The 15,145-nt window shown below is 73.9% G+C and carries 12 protein-coding genes; 5 read left to right on the forward strand and 7 right to left on the reverse strand.

Features of this window, described 5'->3' with window-relative positions:
• Window positions 1–150 precede the first annotated feature (150 nt).
• A complete protein-coding gene (locus AB8Z75_RS20240) occupies window positions 151–1,599 on the forward strand; it encodes a membrane-associated oxidoreductase (protein ID WP_369203970.1) in 1,449 nt (482 codons plus the stop codon).
• Between the two features lie 48 nt (window positions 1,600–1,647).
• On the opposite strand, the gene AB8Z75_RS20245 is transcribed toward AB8Z75_RS20240, so the two are convergent.
• Entirely contained in the window at window positions 1,648–3,039 is a 1,392-nt protein-coding gene (locus tag AB8Z75_RS20245) for an NADP-dependent succinic semialdehyde dehydrogenase (protein WP_369203972.1), read from the reverse strand.
• 62 nt (window positions 3,040–3,101) lie between these two features.
• Window positions 3,102–3,296 carry a hypothetical protein gene (locus AB8Z75_RS20250; RefSeq protein ID WP_369203974.1) on the reverse strand — a complete coding sequence of 65 codons (195 nt, stop codon included), beginning with the start codon at window positions 3,294–3,296 and terminating at the stop codon, window positions 3,102–3,104.
• 228 nt (window positions 3,297–3,524) lie between these two features.
• Here AB8Z75_RS20250 and AB8Z75_RS20255 point away from each other — a divergent pair, with 228 nt between their 5' ends.
• The gene (locus AB8Z75_RS20255) at window positions 3,525–4,196 is read left to right on the forward strand and encodes a GNAT family N-acetyltransferase (RefSeq protein WP_369203976.1); all 672 of its coding nucleotides are present in this window, start codon (window positions 3,525–3,527) and stop codon (window positions 4,194–4,196) included.
• 82 nt (window positions 4,197–4,278) lie between these two features.
• Here the strand turns inward: AB8Z75_RS20255 and AB8Z75_RS20260 are convergent, their stop codons facing one another.
• Window positions 4,279–4,698 (reverse strand): CBS domain-containing protein, encoded by a 420-nt coding sequence (locus AB8Z75_RS20260; protein ID WP_369203978.1) that lies wholly within the window; start codon window positions 4,696–4,698, stop codon window positions 4,279–4,281.
• A 240-nt stretch (window positions 4,699–4,938) separates the two neighbouring features.
• On the opposite strand from AB8Z75_RS20260, the gene AB8Z75_RS20265 reads away from it, so the two are divergent.
• Window positions 4,939–6,750 (forward strand): glycoside hydrolase family 15 protein, encoded by a 1,812-nt coding sequence (locus AB8Z75_RS20265; protein ID WP_369203980.1) that lies wholly within the window; start codon window positions 4,939–4,941, stop codon window positions 6,748–6,750.
• Between the two features lie 138 nt (window positions 6,751–6,888).
• Window positions 6,889–8,238 (forward strand): NADP-specific glutamate dehydrogenase, encoded by a 1,350-nt coding sequence (gene gdhA / locus AB8Z75_RS20270; RefSeq protein ID WP_369203982.1) that lies wholly within the window; start codon window positions 6,889–6,891, stop codon window positions 8,236–8,238.
• 474 nt (window positions 8,239–8,712) lie between these two features.
• On the opposite strand, the gene AB8Z75_RS20275 is transcribed toward gdhA, so the two are convergent.
• The 4 genes from AB8Z75_RS20275 to AB8Z75_RS20290 form a co-directional block, all read right to left on the reverse strand.
• Window positions 8,713–9,282 carry a hypothetical protein gene (locus tag AB8Z75_RS20275; RefSeq protein WP_369203984.1) on the reverse strand — a complete coding sequence of 190 codons (570 nt, stop codon included), beginning with the start codon at window positions 9,280–9,282 and terminating at the stop codon, window positions 8,713–8,715.
• Between the two features lie 56 nt (window positions 9,283–9,338).
• On the reverse strand, window positions 9,339–10,235 hold the full coding sequence (locus AB8Z75_RS20280) for a ferredoxin (RefSeq protein WP_369203986.1): 897 nt from the start codon (window positions 10,233–10,235) through the stop codon (window positions 9,339–9,341).
• Window positions 10,236–10,444: 209 nt separating this feature from the next.
• A complete protein-coding gene (locus tag AB8Z75_RS20285; protein WP_369203988.1) occupies window positions 10,445–11,197 on the reverse strand; it encodes an MIP/aquaporin family protein in 753 nt (250 codons plus the stop codon).
• A gap of 136 nt (window positions 11,198–11,333) precedes the next feature.
• Window positions 11,334–12,263 carry a VOC family protein gene (locus AB8Z75_RS20290; RefSeq protein ID WP_369203990.1) on the reverse strand — a complete coding sequence of 310 codons (930 nt, stop codon included), beginning with the start codon at window positions 12,261–12,263 and terminating at the stop codon, window positions 11,334–11,336.
• 142 nt (window positions 12,264–12,405) lie between these two features.
• Here AB8Z75_RS20290 and AB8Z75_RS20295 point away from each other — a divergent pair.
• A partial coding sequence (locus AB8Z75_RS20295) for a type I polyketide synthase (RefSeq protein WP_369203992.1) occupies window positions 12,406–15,145 on the forward strand: 2,740 nt, incomplete at its 3' end.

Genomic DNA, 15,145 nt, shown 5'->3' on the forward strand with positions numbered 1-15,145 from the left:
CCGCCGGCCCGTCGGCCCGTCGGCCCGCCGCCCCGCCGCCCGACGGCCCGGCGGCGCCGGCCGAGGCGCTTGGCTTGTCGTCGTGCGCGGAACCACCGTGCCCACAGGTGCGGTTGACGCGCTCCGTGGCCTGCGGGAAGAGTCACGCGCGTGGAGATCGATGAGCTGACGGAGCCGGAGCGGCGGATCCGCGAGGCGTTCCCCCGTGGCGAGACAGTGGACCTGACCGGTGCCGGCGACCGGACGGTACGTGCCAGGGTGCTGCGTTCACTTCTGCTGCGGGCACCGGCCGAGGACGGGGAGATACCCGCGCTGCGCTTGCGGGGCGCGCGGATCACCGGCGCACTCGACCTGCACTCGGCTGTGGTGCCGTACCCGGTCTCGCTGACGGAGTGCTCCTTCGCCGAGCCCGTCATCTTCTACGGCGCCGAGTGCCGGGGGCTGACCCTGCGCGGCTGCCGGATGCCGGAGCTGTGGGCGACCACGGTGCGGGTGGGCGGGGCGCTGCGCATGAGCGACTGCCGCGTCACCCGGCGGGTGCGGCTGGGCGGAGCGCGTATCGAGGGCGCCTTGTTCCTGGAGCGCGCCGTGCTGGGGCCGGAGCCGGACGCCGACGGGCGCAGCCCCGTGGAGGCGAAAGTTCTCCGGCTCGACCACGCCACCATCGGCGAGGACCTGCGCGCCGCCCGCCTGACCTGCTACGGCGAGGCACGGCTGGACGGCCTGACCGTCACAGGGCACATCGGCTTCGACGACGCGCGCTTCCTGCACCACGTGGGCACCGCGCTCCAAGCCGAAACCATCACTGTCGGAACCGACCTGCACGCCATGCGGCTCCGCGCCGAGGGGCGGGTCAACCTGCGCGGCGCCACCGTCCCGGGGCAGCTCAACCTCGCCTACGCCCGGCTGTCCAACCCCGGCGGAGTCGCCCTGCGGGTCAGCAGCTGCACGGCGGGGGAGTTCTGGCTGCGCGAGGCCCGGCGCATCGAGGGCGCCGTGAACCTGCGCAGAGCCCGATTCGACCTGCTGCACATCAGCCCCGAGGTCTGGCCCGCCTCCGTCCGCCTGGACGGGCTCGCCTACACCACCCTGGCTCCCACGCTCCCCGCCGCGCAGCGTCTGGAAGTGCTGACGCGGGACGGGGACGGGTACGTGCCCTTCGCGTACGAGCAGCTGACCGCCGCCTACCGGCACATCGGCGACGACGCGGCGGCGCGCTCGGTGCAGCTCGCCAAGCAGCGCAGGCACCGTGCCACCCTGCCGCTGTACGCGCGGTGGTGGGGCCACCTCCAGGACGCGGCGGTCGGCTACGGGTTCCGGCCGATGCGGGCCGCCGGATGGCTGGCCGGGCTGCTGCTCGTGGGCACGCTCGCCTACGGGCTGCACCCGCCGCGCCCCCTCAAGGCGGACGAGGCCCCCGGTTTCAACGCCTTCGCCTACGCCCTCGATCTTCTGCTGCCGATCATCGACTTCGGGCAGGAGAAGGCGTACGCCCCGCAGGGCGCATACCAGTGGCTGGCGTATGTGCTGATCGTCGCGGGATGGGTGCTGGCCACCACCTTCGTGGCGGGCGTCAACCGCACGGTGAGCAGGTACTGAAACCGCACGGTGAGCAGGCGCTGAGGGCGAGGGCGTGCCCTGGTGTGCTCAGGACGCGCGCCAGACCGTGGTGGCGTTGCAGAACTCGCGGATGCCGTGGCCCGCGAGTTCGCGCCCGTACCCGGAGCGCTTGACGCCGCCGAAGGGGAGCGCGGGATGGGAGGCGGTCATGCCGTTGAAGTAGATGCCGCCTGCCTCCACGTCCCGCACGAAGCGCTCGGTCTCGGCCTCGTCCTGCGTCCAGACGTTCGAACTGAGGCCGAACGACGTGTCGTTGGCCACCTCGATCGCCTCGTCGATGTCGCGGACGCGGTAGAGCGTGGCGACGGGACCGAACGTCTCCTCGCGGTGGATGCGCATCTGCTCGGTGATGCCGGTCAGTACGGTCGGCTCGTAGTAGAAGCCACGCTCCAGCCCTTCCGGGCGACGGCCCCCGCACAGGGCCTGTGCGCCCTGCGCGAGCGCGTCGGTGACCAGCTCCTCCAGGTCCTCGCGGCCCTGCGCGCTGGAGAGCGGGCCGACGTCCGTGCCGGATTCCATGGGGTCCCCGACGGTGAGGCCGCGCATGCCCGCGGTGAACCGCTCGGCGAACGCGTCGTAGACGTCCGTGTGGACGATGAAGCGCTTGGCCGCGATGCACGACTGGCCGGCGTTCTGCACCCGCGCGGTCACCGCCGTGCGGGCCGCGGCGTCGATGTCGGCCGAGGGCATCACCACGTAGGGGTCGCTGCCGCCGAGTTCGAGAACGGTCTTCTTGATCTCGTCCCCGGCGATCGAGGCCACCGAGCGGCCCGCCCCCTCGCTCCCGGTCAGGGTCGCGGCGGCCACCCTCCGGTCCCGCAGCACCGACTCGATCGCGCTGGAGGGCACCAGCAGCGTCTGGAAGCAGCCGGGCGCGAAACCCGCGCGGTGGAAGAGGTCGCCCAGGTACAGCGCGGTCTGCGGCACGTTCGAGGCGTGCTTGAGCAGGCCGACGTTGCCCGCCATGAGCGCGGGCGCCGCGAACCTGATGACCTGCCACAGCGGGAAGTTCCAGGGCATGACCGCGAGCACGGGGCCCAGCGGCCGATAGTGGACCTTGGCCCGGACGGCGCCCGCGTCCTGCACGTCCGCCGCTGCCGGATACTCGTTGGCCAGCAGCGCCTCGGCGTTCGCGGCGTACCAGCGCATCGTCTTCACGCACTTGGCGGCCTCCGCCTCCGCGGCGGCCAGGGGCTTGCCCATCTCGGTGGTGATGACACGCGCGACGCCGCTCGCCTCCCGCTCCAGCAGGTCCGCCGCCGCGTTCAGCAGCCGGGACCGTTCCTCGAACGTGGTGGTGCGGTAGGTGCGGAAGGCCGCGTCGGCCTCCGCGAGGCGCCGTTCGATCTCCTCGTCGGACAGCGGGTCGAACGTCTTGAGGGTTTCGCCGTCAGCGGGGTTCACCGTGGCGATCGGCATGGGTGCGGCCTCTCAGCGGTCCGGACCGGCGGTGCCGCCGGCCCTGGTTGCTTCCGGTTTCGTCAGCTCTCGGTGGCGGGCGGCACGTCGTCGGGGTCGTAGTCGTCCACCCCGGCCTCGACGCGCTCCTCCTCGGTGCGCCGGGCCAGTTCGTCGTCGTCGGGCTTGCCCGGCATTCCGCCGTGGACGCGGCGCTCCTCGGGCCCGCGGATCTGGTCCGGCTCGTTGCCCGCCTGGTCGGGTTGGCGCTTGGACATGTCCAGCTCCTCACCTCGAATAGGTGACGTTCATTCCTTTTGTGCGCGTTCCTCCTGTCCAGGGAACACCCATCTGCCCCAGCACACCAAGCGGAGCGGCCGTCCGCGTCCGGGTGCCCGCCGCGTCGAGAGCCCCGTCCCGCAGGGGCACCGACCGGGGCCCGTGGGCGTTGTACGGGTGCCAGACCGTGCCGACGGCACCGCGTGCCACCCCGAGGAGGAATGTCGATGACGGCAGCGACCAGCGAAGCCCCACTGGGGCAGCCGCCCCGTGTCCGGCCCGCGGAGCCGGCGGACCGCCCCGCCGCGGTCCGTGTCCTCGCGCGGGCGTTCGCCGACTACCCCTTCACCCGGCACGTCGTGGCCGCGGACTCTCACGAGGAGCGGGTCGGCCGGTTCCAGGAGCTGTTCCTGACCCGGATCGGGATGCCGTACGGGCGCGTGTGGGTGGCCCAGGACGCGCGTGGTGTCAGCGCCGTCGCCGTGTGGACGACCCCCGAGCGTGACCCCTCGCCGGGGTTCGCCCAGGTCGCACCCCGGTTGACCGAGCTGGCCGGGGACCGCGCCTTCGCCTTCGACTCCGCCGAGCGCGCGCTGGCGCCGCACCGCCCGGCCGAGCCTGCCTGGTTCCTGGGGACCGTCGGTGTGGACCCGGCCGCCCAGGGTGGCGGACTCGGCAGCGCCGTGGTGCGGGCCGGGCTGGCCGCGGCCGACGAGGCGGGGCAGCCGGCGTTCCTGGAGACCTCCGACGAGGGCAATGTCCGCTTCTACCGGAAGCTGGGCTTCACCGTCACCGCCGAGGTCGCCCTTCCGGACGGCGGGCCCCGCACCTGGGCCATGCTCCGCCGCGCCGGTGGCGCGCAGGCGTCGGCCGAGGGCCACGCAACGCCCCCGGTCTAGGTCCACGCGGCGCCGGCCCGGGGCCACGCGGCGGCTGCTGACGCCGCCGGGGGAGGCCGCCGTGCGCGGAGGCCGCCGCATGTCAGGTGTTGGACGAGGAGGCGCTGATCTCGCTCAGCGTCGAGTCCGTGTCGTGCTCGACCGCCAGGTCACCCAGCGCCACCACGCCCACGGCCTCGCCGTTCTCGACGACCGGCAGCCGCCGCAGCGCGTGCTCGCGCATCAGTCCGACGGCCCGGCCGGCGTCGTCGTCCGGCCCGACCGTGACCAGCTGGGGGCTGCACGCTTCCCGTACCGTCGTCTGTTCCGGGTCGCGCCCCTCCGCCAGCACCCGGACCACCAGATCACGGTCGGTGACCAGTCCGCGCAACTCGTCGCGCTCGGTTACCAGCACGGCGCCGATGTCCTCGTCACGCATGCGCTGTGCGACCTCGCCGACGCCGGTGAGCGTGCCCACGGCGACCGGCGCGGCGGTCATGACGTCGTGAACCCGTTGGCTCATGGGTCCGCCTCCTTCGTCACGGGCGGCGGCTCGGGAGCGCCGCCGCTGGATCGGCCGGGTACCCGGCGTCGCCCTGCTCACGCCGCCCGGCCAACAGTTCCGCGCGGCCCACGGCAGGCCCCGGCCCGGCCCGGTCCTGTCCCGTGTGCCGGGAGAGCCGCCGCCGGCCGGTTCCGTGCCGGTGACCGCGCGGAGTGCGGAGTTCCCCGAGCGGGGCGGCCGGGTACTAGGGTCACGACCATGACGCAGGAGGCTCCTTCTCAGCGACGTGGCGGCCACGGGACGCAGCCGTGGCCGCTGCGGGACTACGCGTTCCTCGGGGACGGCGAGCGCGGCGCGCTCGTCAGCCCGCGGGGCGAGCTCGTATGGATGTGCGCGCCCTGCTGGGACAGCGACGCGGTCTTCTCCCGGCTCATCGGCGGAGCGGGGCAGTACGCCCTGCTCCCCGAGGACGACTGGCAGGTGTCGGGCGGCTTCTACGAGAACGGCACCCTCATCCGCGTCAGCCGCTGGGTGACCTCGAACGCCGTGCTCCTCACCAGAGACGCCCTGGCGCTGCCCGCCACGCCCGAACGGCTCGTGGTCCTGCGCCAGATCAGCGTCGAGCGCGGGCCGTCCTCGGGGGTCGGTGTGCGGATGTGCCTCGATCCCCGTCCTGGCTTCGGGAAGGCTCCGATGGGCGCCTGGAGGCGGTCGGAGGAGGAGCCGGACTCCGCTGCGGACGCGGCTCGCGTGTGGGAGGCGTGCGGCGGTGGGCTGCGGATGCGCTGGTCCGGTGCCCCCGAAGCCCGGCCCGGCGCGGACGGGGCGCTGTACGGCGGATTCACGCTGCGGGAGGGCGAGCGGCGGGACCTCGTCCTGGAGATCGCCACCGGGCGGGCGGCCGGCGGTGGCAGCCTGGAGCCGCACGGGCTGTGGAAGGAGACCGAGCGCCGCTGGCGGCAGGCCGTGCCCGACTGCTCGGACCTGCTGGCCCCGCGGGACGCACGGCAGGCGTACGCGGTGCTGACGGGCCTGACCAGCGGGGCCGGCGGCATGGTGGCGGCGGCCACCACCTCACTGCCCGAGCACGCGGGCGAGGGCCGCAACTACGACTACCGCTACGCCTGGCTGCGTGACCAGAGCTACGCGGGGATCGCCGTGGCCACGCACGGGCCGCATCCGCTGCTGGACAGCGCGGTCGACTTCGTCACCGCCCGTGTCCTGGCGGACGGCGACTCGCTGCGGCCCGCCTACACCGTCACCGGGGGGCGCGTCCCCGACGAGCGGAGCCTGGGGCTGAGCGGCTATCCGGGCGGCAGCGACCGGGTCGGCAACAAGGCGGGCAGCCAGTTCCAGCTCGACACCTTCGGCGAGGTCCTCCAGCTGTACGCGGCGGCGGCGCGCCACGGCCACCTGGAGAACACGGACGTGCGCCGCGCGGTCGACGTCGCCGTCACGGCCGTCGAGCGCAACTGGCAGCGCCCTGAGGCGGGGCTGTGGGAGCTGGAGAAGCGCTGGTGGACGCATTCCCGCCTCAGCGTGGTGGCCGGTCTGCGGGCTCTTGCGGCCCAGCTGCCCGAGCGGGAGGCGGAGCGCCACCGGCGGCTCGCCGAGACCGTGCTGGAGGGGACCCGCGCCCGCTGTCTGCGCAGCGACGGGGTGTGGGCCCGTGCCGCCGACGACCCGAACATGGACGCCGGTGTCCTGCTGCCGCTGGCCCGCGGCTGCCTGCCCGAGGAGGACCCGACGACGGCCCGGACCGTGGCCGCTGTCCAGGCCGAGCTCGCCGAGGACGGCTACGTCTACCGCTTCCGCCACGACGGCCGCCCCCTCGCCGCCGCGGAGGGCGCCTTCCTGCTGTGCGGGTTCATGATGTCCCTGGCCGTGGACCACCTCGGTGACCGTCCGGCCGCCTATCGCTGGTTCGAACGCAACAGGGGCGCCTACGGGCCGCCGACCCTGTACGCGGAGGAGTTCGACGTCGAGCAGCGCCAGCTGCGCGGCAACCTGCCGCAGGGGTTCGTGCACGCACTGCTGCTGGAGAACGCGGTGCGGCTGGCCGAGGAGTGACCTCGCCGCGGGCGGCGCGGCCCCGCCGCGGAAAGTGGTTTTCGCCACCCGAGAGCGGAGCTCGTGGTACCGGCACGTACCCTCGTGAGCCGCACGGCCTTTCGGGACCGGGCCGGGCGTGGCGAGTGACGAGGAGAGATGCCCGTGGATGCCAGCAGCCGTATCGAAGCGGTGTACGCAGACGTTCTGCGCCGGAACCCCGGTGAGTCCGAGTTCCACCAGGCCGTGCACGAAGTGCTGCACAGCCTTGAGCCCGTGCTGCGCAAGCGGCCCGAGTACGCCGAGGCGAAGCTGGTGGAGCGGCTGGTCGAGCCCGAGCGGCAGGTCCTCTTCCGGGTGCCCTGGACCGACGACGCGGGAGATGTCCATGTCAACCGCGGCTTCCGGGTCCAGTTCAGCAGCGCGCTGGGCCCCTACAAGGGCGGGCTGCGGTTCGTGCCCGACCTCGCGCTGGGCACCGTGAAGTTCCTCGCCTTCGAGCAGATCTTCAAGAACGCGCTCACCGGCCTCGGCATCGGCGCGGGCAAGGGCGGCGCGGACTTCGACCCGAAGGGCCGCAGCGACGCGGAGGTCATGCGCTTCTGCCAGTCGTTCATGACGGAGCTGTACCGCCACCTGGGCGATCACACCGACGTGCCCGCGGGCGACATCAACGTCGGCGGCCGGGAGATCGGCTACCTGTTCGGCCAGTACAAGCGGCTGACCAACCGCTTCGAGGCGGGCGTCCTCACCGGCAAGGGCACCGGCTGGGGCGGCTCGCACGCCCGCACGGAGGCGACCGGGTACGGCACCGTGCACTTCGTCCGCGAGATGCTCGCCACCCGCGGCGAGGACCTGGCGGGCCGCCGCGTCGTCCTCTCCGGCTCCGGCAACGTGTCGCTGTTCGCCATCGAGAAGGCGCAGGAACTCGGGGCGCAGGTCATCGCCTGCTCCGACTCCTCCGGCTACCTGGTGGACGAGGCGGGACTCGACCTCGACCTGCTCAAGGAGATCAAGCTGGAGCGCCGGGGCCGCCTCGACACCTACGCCGAGGCCCGCACGACCGCCCGCTTCAGCACCCGCGGCTCGGTCTACGACGTGCCCTGCGACATCGCCCTGCCGTGCGCGACGCAGAACGAGCTCACCGAGCAGCACGCGGTGGTCCTGGTCAAGAACGGCGTCAAGGCCGTCGCCGAGGGCGCCAACATGCCCTGCACCCCCTACGCCGTCGAGGTGCTGCGCGAGGCGGGCGTCCTCTACGGGCCCGGCAAGGCCGCCAACGCGGGCGGGGTGGCGACGTCCGCGCTGGAGATGCAGCAGAACGCCGCGCGCGACTCCTGGCCCTTCGAGCAGGCCGAGGGGCGACTGGCCGCCGTGATGCGCGACATCCACACCCAGTGCGTCGCCGCGGCCGAGGAGTTCGGCACGCCCGACGACTACGTCCTGGGCGCCAACGCCGCCGGGTTCCTCCGCGTCGCCGACGCGATGCGCGACCAGGGCGTGGTCTGAGCGCACGAAGGCACGGCCACGGCGTTCCCGGCCCTGCCCTGCCGGCGCGCCCCCGCTTGAGGGGGCGCGCCGGCAGGCGCGGTGGCGCGCCGGGAGGCCGGCCGGGTCGCGAGGACGTTCGACCAGGGCCCGTTCGGCGAAGGTGACGCCTCGTCCACCGCCTCGTCCCAGCCCGCTTCCCGGCGGAGGCGTGCGCGAAGACGCTCGGGAGCGCCGCCCGGGTCAGCGCCGCGGGAGCGGACAGGGATCGATGGCGCACCTCGGCGGTGCGGGGGCGGGGTCGGGCGGCGGAGGACGCGACGGACGGGGGAGTGCCCCGCCCTCGCGCCCGTCACCGGCGTCACGCCGGACGCGTGCCCACCCAGGTGACCCCTTCGGGTGAGGCCCCGGCCACTCACGGCGGCCGGGCGCAGCCCTCCGCGGTCGGGCGTTGCCCTCGGCGGCCGGGCGCTGCCCACCGCGGCCGGGCGCTGCTCACAGCAGCCAGGCGCTCGCCGTCATGCCGCCGAGCGCCGCACCGGCCACCGTCTGCGCCACCGAGTGGTACGTCAGCGCTGTCCGCGACCAGCACACGGCAGCCACCATCGCGTAGGCCGCCAGCCACCAGGGCGAGTGCACCACCGCCAGCATCGCCACCACGCCGGACGCCACCGCCGCGTCCACGCTGATCTTCCACACCGAGTTCACCGTCATCAGGCACACGGTCATCGCCCACATGGCCACCATGGCGACCAACAGGTCCGCGGGGGCCCGCCCGAGCACCATCACCAGCGCACCCAGCCCGACGGAGCCGAGAATCACCAGGAAGATCGGGAGCCGCTGCGTGCGGTCCACCACGTGCCGGTCGCCCCAGGTGCCGCGCCGCCGCTCCCAGTCGATGTACGAGGCAGGAACGACGCCCGCGCACAGGGCGGCGAACAGCCCCCACGGCACGCCCGTCCAGTCACCCGCCGCCGCGATCCCCAGCCCGGTCAGGCCGGCCAGCAGTGTGTTGCGGGGCTGCAGGACGTCGGTGACCAGGCGTGCGGCTCTCACAGCGGCCATGCGGGCGGGGCTCCTCGCGGCGTTCGGCGGGCCCGCCGCCGAACGTGCCGCGGGCGCTACCAGCGTAGTGCGGTGAAGTCGACGGGCCGCGGCGGGAGGTCGGCCACGCGGTCGGCCAACTGCTTCATGCGCCGGGCCATCTCGGCCGCCGGCAGCTGTGTGCGCCCGCCGTGCCCCGGCAGCAGCCACTCGAAGCGCAGCGCGTCCACCGTCCTGGCCAGCGAGGCGGCCAACTCCTCGATCGAGTACCAGGTCACGCTCTGCGCCACCTCGATGTCCTGGAGGGTCCGCGCCCAGTAGAAGCTGTCCCCGCTGAAGCAGTAGCGTTCGTCGGCGACGTAGAGGACGCTGCCGCGGGTGTGTCCGGGCAGCGGGAAGACGCGGACGCCCTCAGCGATGTCCCGCGGGTCGGTGCCGCGCAGCACCTGATCGGCGTCGGGGGCGGCGTCCAGGTCGCCCTCGTGGATCCACAGCCGCGCCCCGAGCCGGTCGGCCCAGCGCCGGCCGTGCGCCGCGTGGTCCCGGTGGGTGAGCAGCACGTCGGTGAAGTGGCCCAGTGCCTCGTAGCGTTCGGCCAGCCGTTCGCTGAAGCGCGGGGTGTCGATCATCATCCACGTGTGCGAAGGGCGCCGCAGCAGGTAGGCGTTGGCACCCGCGGTGTGCGTGGAGTTGTGGCCGCACAGCAGGACGTCCGGCTCCAGCGCGAGGGGAAAGGGGTCGAAGGCCGCCGGGTCCAGGCGCCCGCCGGCGGGGCGGATCGAGCGTGTGTGGCAGGCGAGCGCGGCGGCCACCATCTGCCGCGTCTCGCCCTCGTCGCGCGGCTGCCGCACGACCTCGGAACGGCCCTCGCCCTGGGCGATGAGGTCCGGGGCGAGCTGGCGGGCCACGTCGCAGTCGGTACACCTGTCGTCCACGTACCAACCGGTCTGCCCGGTGGGGGCTGTGGTCTCCATGCGGGGCTCCCTCCTGGACGCACGCGTAGCACCGTGCGTACGCAGCCGTACGTCCCTGTGTGCCCCCAGGACACCTCAGGCCCGGCCGGGAGGGGAAGACCGCCGGACAGCGGTGCCGGCCCCTCCCGGCCTGGCGGTGCGGGCCGGGAGGGGCCGACTCAGCCTCGGCGAGGAAGCCGTCGACCGGCACCCGGCAGCCCCGTGCCCGGCTACGCGGGGTAGGCCATGTAGAGCAGGGCCGCCAGCACGCCGCCCAGGAGTGGGCCGGCCACGGGAACCCACGCGTAGCCCCAGTCGGCCTTGCCCTTGCCCCTGATCGGGAGGACGAACGCGTAGGCGATCCGGGGCCCCAGGTCGCGCGCGGGGTTGATCGCGTATCCGGTCGGCCCGCCCAGCGAGGTGCCGATCACCAGGACGACGAAGGCGACCGCCGCGTAACCCAGCGCCGAGTTGCCGAAGTTGGGCAGCACGCCCTGTTCCGCGTCCCCGGGCTTGAAGGCGGGCGAGAACAGGACGAAGGCCACCAGCACGAATGTGCCGAGCACCTCGGTGACCACGTTCCAGAAGGGGTTGCGGATCGTCGGTGCCGTCGAGAAGACGCCCAGGGTGCCGGCCGGGTCGTCGTGGTCGTCGAACTGGAGCTTGTAGGTCGCCCAGCACAGCACCGCGCCGATGATGCCACCGAGCATCTGTGCCAGGAAGTACATGGGCACGTCCGACCACGGCGTCTTGTCGGCGACGGCGAAGGCGAGGGTGATCGCCGGGTTGAGGTGCGCGCCACTGGGCGCCGCCAGGCTCGCCCCCGTGAAGACGGCGAAGCCCCACCCGATGTTGACGAACAGCACGCCCCCGTCATTGCCGTTGGTCCTGCGCAGGACGTTGTTGGCGACGACTCCGGTACCCAGCATCACCAGGACCGCGGTACCGAGCAGTTCCCACAGGAAGATGTCCCCCGCGCTCATCCGTTACCTCCACAACGTCGCGGCTCCACACGCCGTTCACTCGACGACGGTGGGCGCGCACCCTACTGGCAAGGCGACGGGCCGCGACAGCCTCAGGACGCCCGAATCCCCGAGTTGTGCTCCAGCCGTTGCGGGGTCAGGCGGCGCCGGACCCGCCCTGGGGCGCGGGGAGTTCCAGCACGGCGAACACGGCGCCCTGCGGGTCGCGGAGGACGGCCACGTCGCGACCCTGGCCGTTCACCCCCTCGTACAGCACCTCGGCGCCCTCCCGCCGCGCGGCGTCGACGGTTCGCGGGGTGTCGCGCGCGCCGAAGTAGGGCATCCAGAACGGTTCGGCGCCGGGCCGGCCTGCCGCCAGCACGGTGCGCCCCGCCACCGCTTCGCCGGGCCGCGCGGACCAGCCGCGGGCCCCGCTCTCGCCGCGGGTGCCGCTCTCGCCGTGGGTGCCGCTCACGGCGCCCGCGCCCTCGTCCGGCAGCCGGAACGCGGCGTAGTGCTCCTCGCCTGCGGCGGCGTGGGCGGTGGCCCGCAGCCCCAGCACGGCCTCGTAGAACCGGTCCGCCGCGGCCGTGTCGCGGACCGCCAGCTCCGCCCAGCACAGCGCGGACGGCTCCCCGAACAGGCCCGCGCCGAGGTGGGCGCGGGCCTGCCAGAAGCCGACGTGCGCCCCCTCCGGATCGACGGCGGCGACGGTCCGGCCGAGCACCCCGAAGTCCTCCGGTCCGTGGCGCACCTCGCCGCCCGCCGCGGCCACGCGCTCCGCCAAAGCGTCGGCGCTCTCCGTGGCGAACGAGACGATCCAGCTCGCCTCAGCGCCGCCGTCCCCCCGGTCGTCGGCACCGGGCCGCTCCCCGGCGCCGGATGGTTCCCGGCTGTCGGACCGTGCGATACCGGCCACCATGTGCCGCTGCCAGGTGGCGTATCCGTAGTGGCCGTACGCCGGGCCCGTGCGCACGTAGGACCAGCCCAGCACCGCCGCGTAGAAGCGTTCGGCGGACGCCGGATCGGCCGTGCGCAGATCGGCCCAGCAGAGCGCTCCCGCCGGATAGGACACGGGTTCGGGCACCGGCTGTCTCCTCCCTCGTCCGCAGGGACGCCGGCAAAGAGAGGACCGCGCACCCCGCCGTACGTCATTGTCGAACTGTACGCATTGACGCGTGAGTTGGTCGCGGCGGAGGATGCGAGATCATCGGGGAAGGGGCTGTACGGTGCACAGGACGAACCCGCGGGGGCCCGCCTACGAGCCCGGAGAGCAGCAGACCGGCGAGCGCGCCCGCGAGCGGAGCGCCGCTTCGGGCACGGGTGCCGCACCGCACGATCCGGACGCGGTGGCGGTGGTGGGCATGGCGCTGCGGGTCCCCGGCAGTGACGGGCCCGACGCCTTCTGGGCGCACCTCGCGGGCGGCGTCGAGTCGGTCACCCGCTTCGCCGCCGAGGAGCTGCGCGCCGCCGGAATCCCGGACTCCGCCCTCGCGGACCCCCACTACGTCAGGGCGAAACCGGTCCTCGACGAAGTGGCCGGATTCGACGCCCGCTTCTTCGGCCTGACACCCCGCGAGGCCCAGGTCCGCGACCCCCAGCACCGGCTCTTCCTGGAGTCCGCCTACACCGCGCTGGAACACGCGGGATACGACCCCTTCCACGTCCCCGGCACGGTCGGCGTCTACGGCGGCGGCGCGCCCAACCTCTACCGCGAGTGGAACGTGGCCGCGCACCCCGAGGCGTCCGCGTTCCTCGGCGAGGTCGGCGTGATGGTCGCCAACGCCGCCGACTACCTCACCACCGCCGTCTCCCACCACCTCGGCCTGACCGGGCCGAGCGTCAACGTGGCGACCGCCTGCTCCACCTCGCTGGTCGCCGTGCACACCGCCTGCCAGGCGCTGCGCACCGGTGAGTGCGACGCGGCCGTCGCCGGCGGCGTCCAGGTCGAGCTGCCCAGGATCACCGGCTACCACGCGGCCGAGGGCGGCATGTTCTCCCTCACCGGCCGGGTGCGGCCCTTCGACGCCGACGCCGACGGCACCATCTTCGGCACCGGCGTCGGCACCGTCGTCCTCAAGCGGCACGCCGACGCGGTGCGCGACGGCGACCACGTACACGCCGTCATCCGTGCCTCGGCCATCAACAACGACGGCAACCTGAAGGCCGGATTCACCGCGCCCAGCGTCGAGGGGCAGGCCCGCCTCATCCGGCGGGTGATGCGCGAGAGCGGGACCGACCCAGCGCGCATCGGCTACGTCGAGGCCCACGGCACCGGCACACGCGTCGGCGACCCCATCGAGGTCAACGCGCTCACGCGTGCCTACCGCGACCTCGGCCACACCGGCGTCGCCGACATCCCGATCGGCTCCGTGAAGGGGAACGTCGGACACCTCGGGCCCGCCGCCGGTGTGGTCGGGCTCATCAAGACCGTCCTCGCCCTCCAGCGCGGTCGCATCCCGCCGAGCATCAACTACCGCAGGCCGCACCCGGCCATCGACTTCGCAAGCGGTCCCTTCCACGTCAACACCGAACTGAGCGACTGGCCCGCGCACCACGACGTCCGGTCCGCCGCGGTCAGCTCCTTCGGCGTCGGCGGCACGAACGCCCACGTCGTCGTCGAGCAGCCGCCCCCGCCACGGAAGGCCGGACGCCGCGCCTGCGAACGCCCTGTGCTGCTGACCGTCTCCGCCCGGACCCCCGAAGCGCTCGCCGCCGCCACCGGCCGCCTCGCCGACACACTGGAAGCCCACCCAGGACAGGACCTCCACGACGTCGCGGCCACCCTCGGCCTGGGCCGCCCGCAGTTGCGGCACCGGACGGCCGTCGTCCCCGGCGAGGGCGGACCGGCCGAAGCCCTGCGCGCCGCCCCCACCGACGCCGGCCCCACACCCGCCGACGGCGCGCCCCTCGCCCTGCTCTTCCCCGGCCAGGGCTCGCAGCACCTGGGCATGGGGCAACGGCTCTACGCGCAGGAGAGCGTCTTCCGCGAGGCCGTCGACGAGTGCGCACGGATGGCGCGACCGCTGCTGGACGCGGACCTCACCGAGGTGATGTTCGCCGCGGACGAGCCCGGTGCCGCCGCCCGCCTGACCCGCACCGCCATGGCGCAGCCCGCCCTGTTCACCGTCGAGTACGCGATGGCACGGCTGCTGGACGCGTGGGGGCTGCGCCCGTCCGCGATGGCGGGGCACAGCGTCGGCGAGTACGTCGCGGCCTGCCTCGCCGGGGTCTTTACACCCGCCGACGCGCTGCGGCTGGTGGTGCGGCGCGGCGCGCTCGTGCAGGAACTGCCCGGCGGCAGCATGCTGGCCGTGCCCCTGGCCGCCGAGGACCTGCCGCGGGTCGACGGCGCCGACATCGCCGCCTACAACGGCGCCCGCCTCACCGTCGTCTCGGGGCCCGACCACGCGGTGGACGCCGTACAGGCGGCCCTCGCCGAGCGCGGCGTCACCGGACAGCGGCTGCACACCTCGCACGCCTTCCACTCGGCCATGATGGAGCCCGCCTGCGAGCCCTTCGCCGCCGAGTTGGCGAAGGTGGAACTCCACCGCCCGACGCTGCCCTTCCTCTCCAACGTCACCGGCACCTGGATCACCGACGAACAGGCCGTCGACCCCGCCTACTGGGCGCGGCACCTGCGCGCCCCCGTCCGCTTCGCACAGTCCGTCGCGCTGCTGCTCGACGACGAGGAACTCCTGTTCGCCGAGGCGGGCCCCGGGCAGGTGCTCACCGGGCTGACCCGCGCGCGGGCCCGCGCCTCCCGGCAGCGGAACCGCACCGTCGTACCCACCATGCCCTCGCCCCAGGGCACCGAGGAGGGACCGCGCTGCCTGGCCCGCGCGGTGGGCAGCCTGTGGGCCGCCGGCGCGGGCATCGACTGGGACGCCTACCGGGGCGGCGAGTGGCGCCGCGTGCCGCTGCCCACCTACCCCTTCCAACGCACCGAGCACTGGCTCGGTCCCGGCG

This window comes from Streptomyces sp. PU-14G, from assembly GCF_041028275.1.
Lineage (GTDB): Bacteria > Actinomycetota > Actinomycetes > Streptomycetales > Streptomycetaceae > Streptomyces.

Bases quoted from the DNA above. Each gene is read 5' to 3' on its own strand.
- AB8Z75_RS20250 (WP_369203974.1), bottom strand. From the start codon at position 3,296: ATGTCCAAGCGCCAACCCGACCAGGCGGGCAACGAGCCGGACCAGATC.
- AB8Z75_RS20275 (WP_369203984.1), bottom strand. From the start codon at position 9,282: ATGGCCGCTGTGAGAGCCGCACGCCTGGTCACCGACGTCCTGCAGCCC.
- AB8Z75_RS20260 (WP_369203978.1), bottom strand. From the start codon at position 4,698: ATGAGCCAACGGGTTCACGACGTCATGACCGCCGCGCCGGTCGCCGTG.
- gdhA (WP_369203982.1), top strand. From the start codon at position 6,889: ATGCCCGTGGATGCCAGCAGCCGTATCGAAGCGGTGTACGCAGACGTT.
- AB8Z75_RS20285 (WP_369203988.1), bottom strand. From the start codon at position 11,197: ATGAGCGCGGGGGACATCTTCCTGTGGGAACTGCTCGGTACCGCGGTC.
- AB8Z75_RS20245 (WP_369203972.1), bottom strand. From the start codon at position 3,039: ATGCCGATCGCCACGGTGAACCCCGCTGACGGCGAAACCCTCAAGACG.
- AB8Z75_RS20265 (WP_369203980.1), top strand. From the start codon at position 4,939: ATGACGCAGGAGGCTCCTTCTCAGCGACGTGGCGGCCACGGGACGCAG.
- AB8Z75_RS20255 (WP_369203976.1), top strand. From the start codon at position 3,525: ATGACGGCAGCGACCAGCGAAGCCCCACTGGGGCAGCCGCCCCGTGTC.
- AB8Z75_RS20280 (WP_369203986.1), bottom strand. From the start codon at position 10,235: ATGGAGACCACAGCCCCCACCGGGCAGACCGGTTGGTACGTGGACGAC.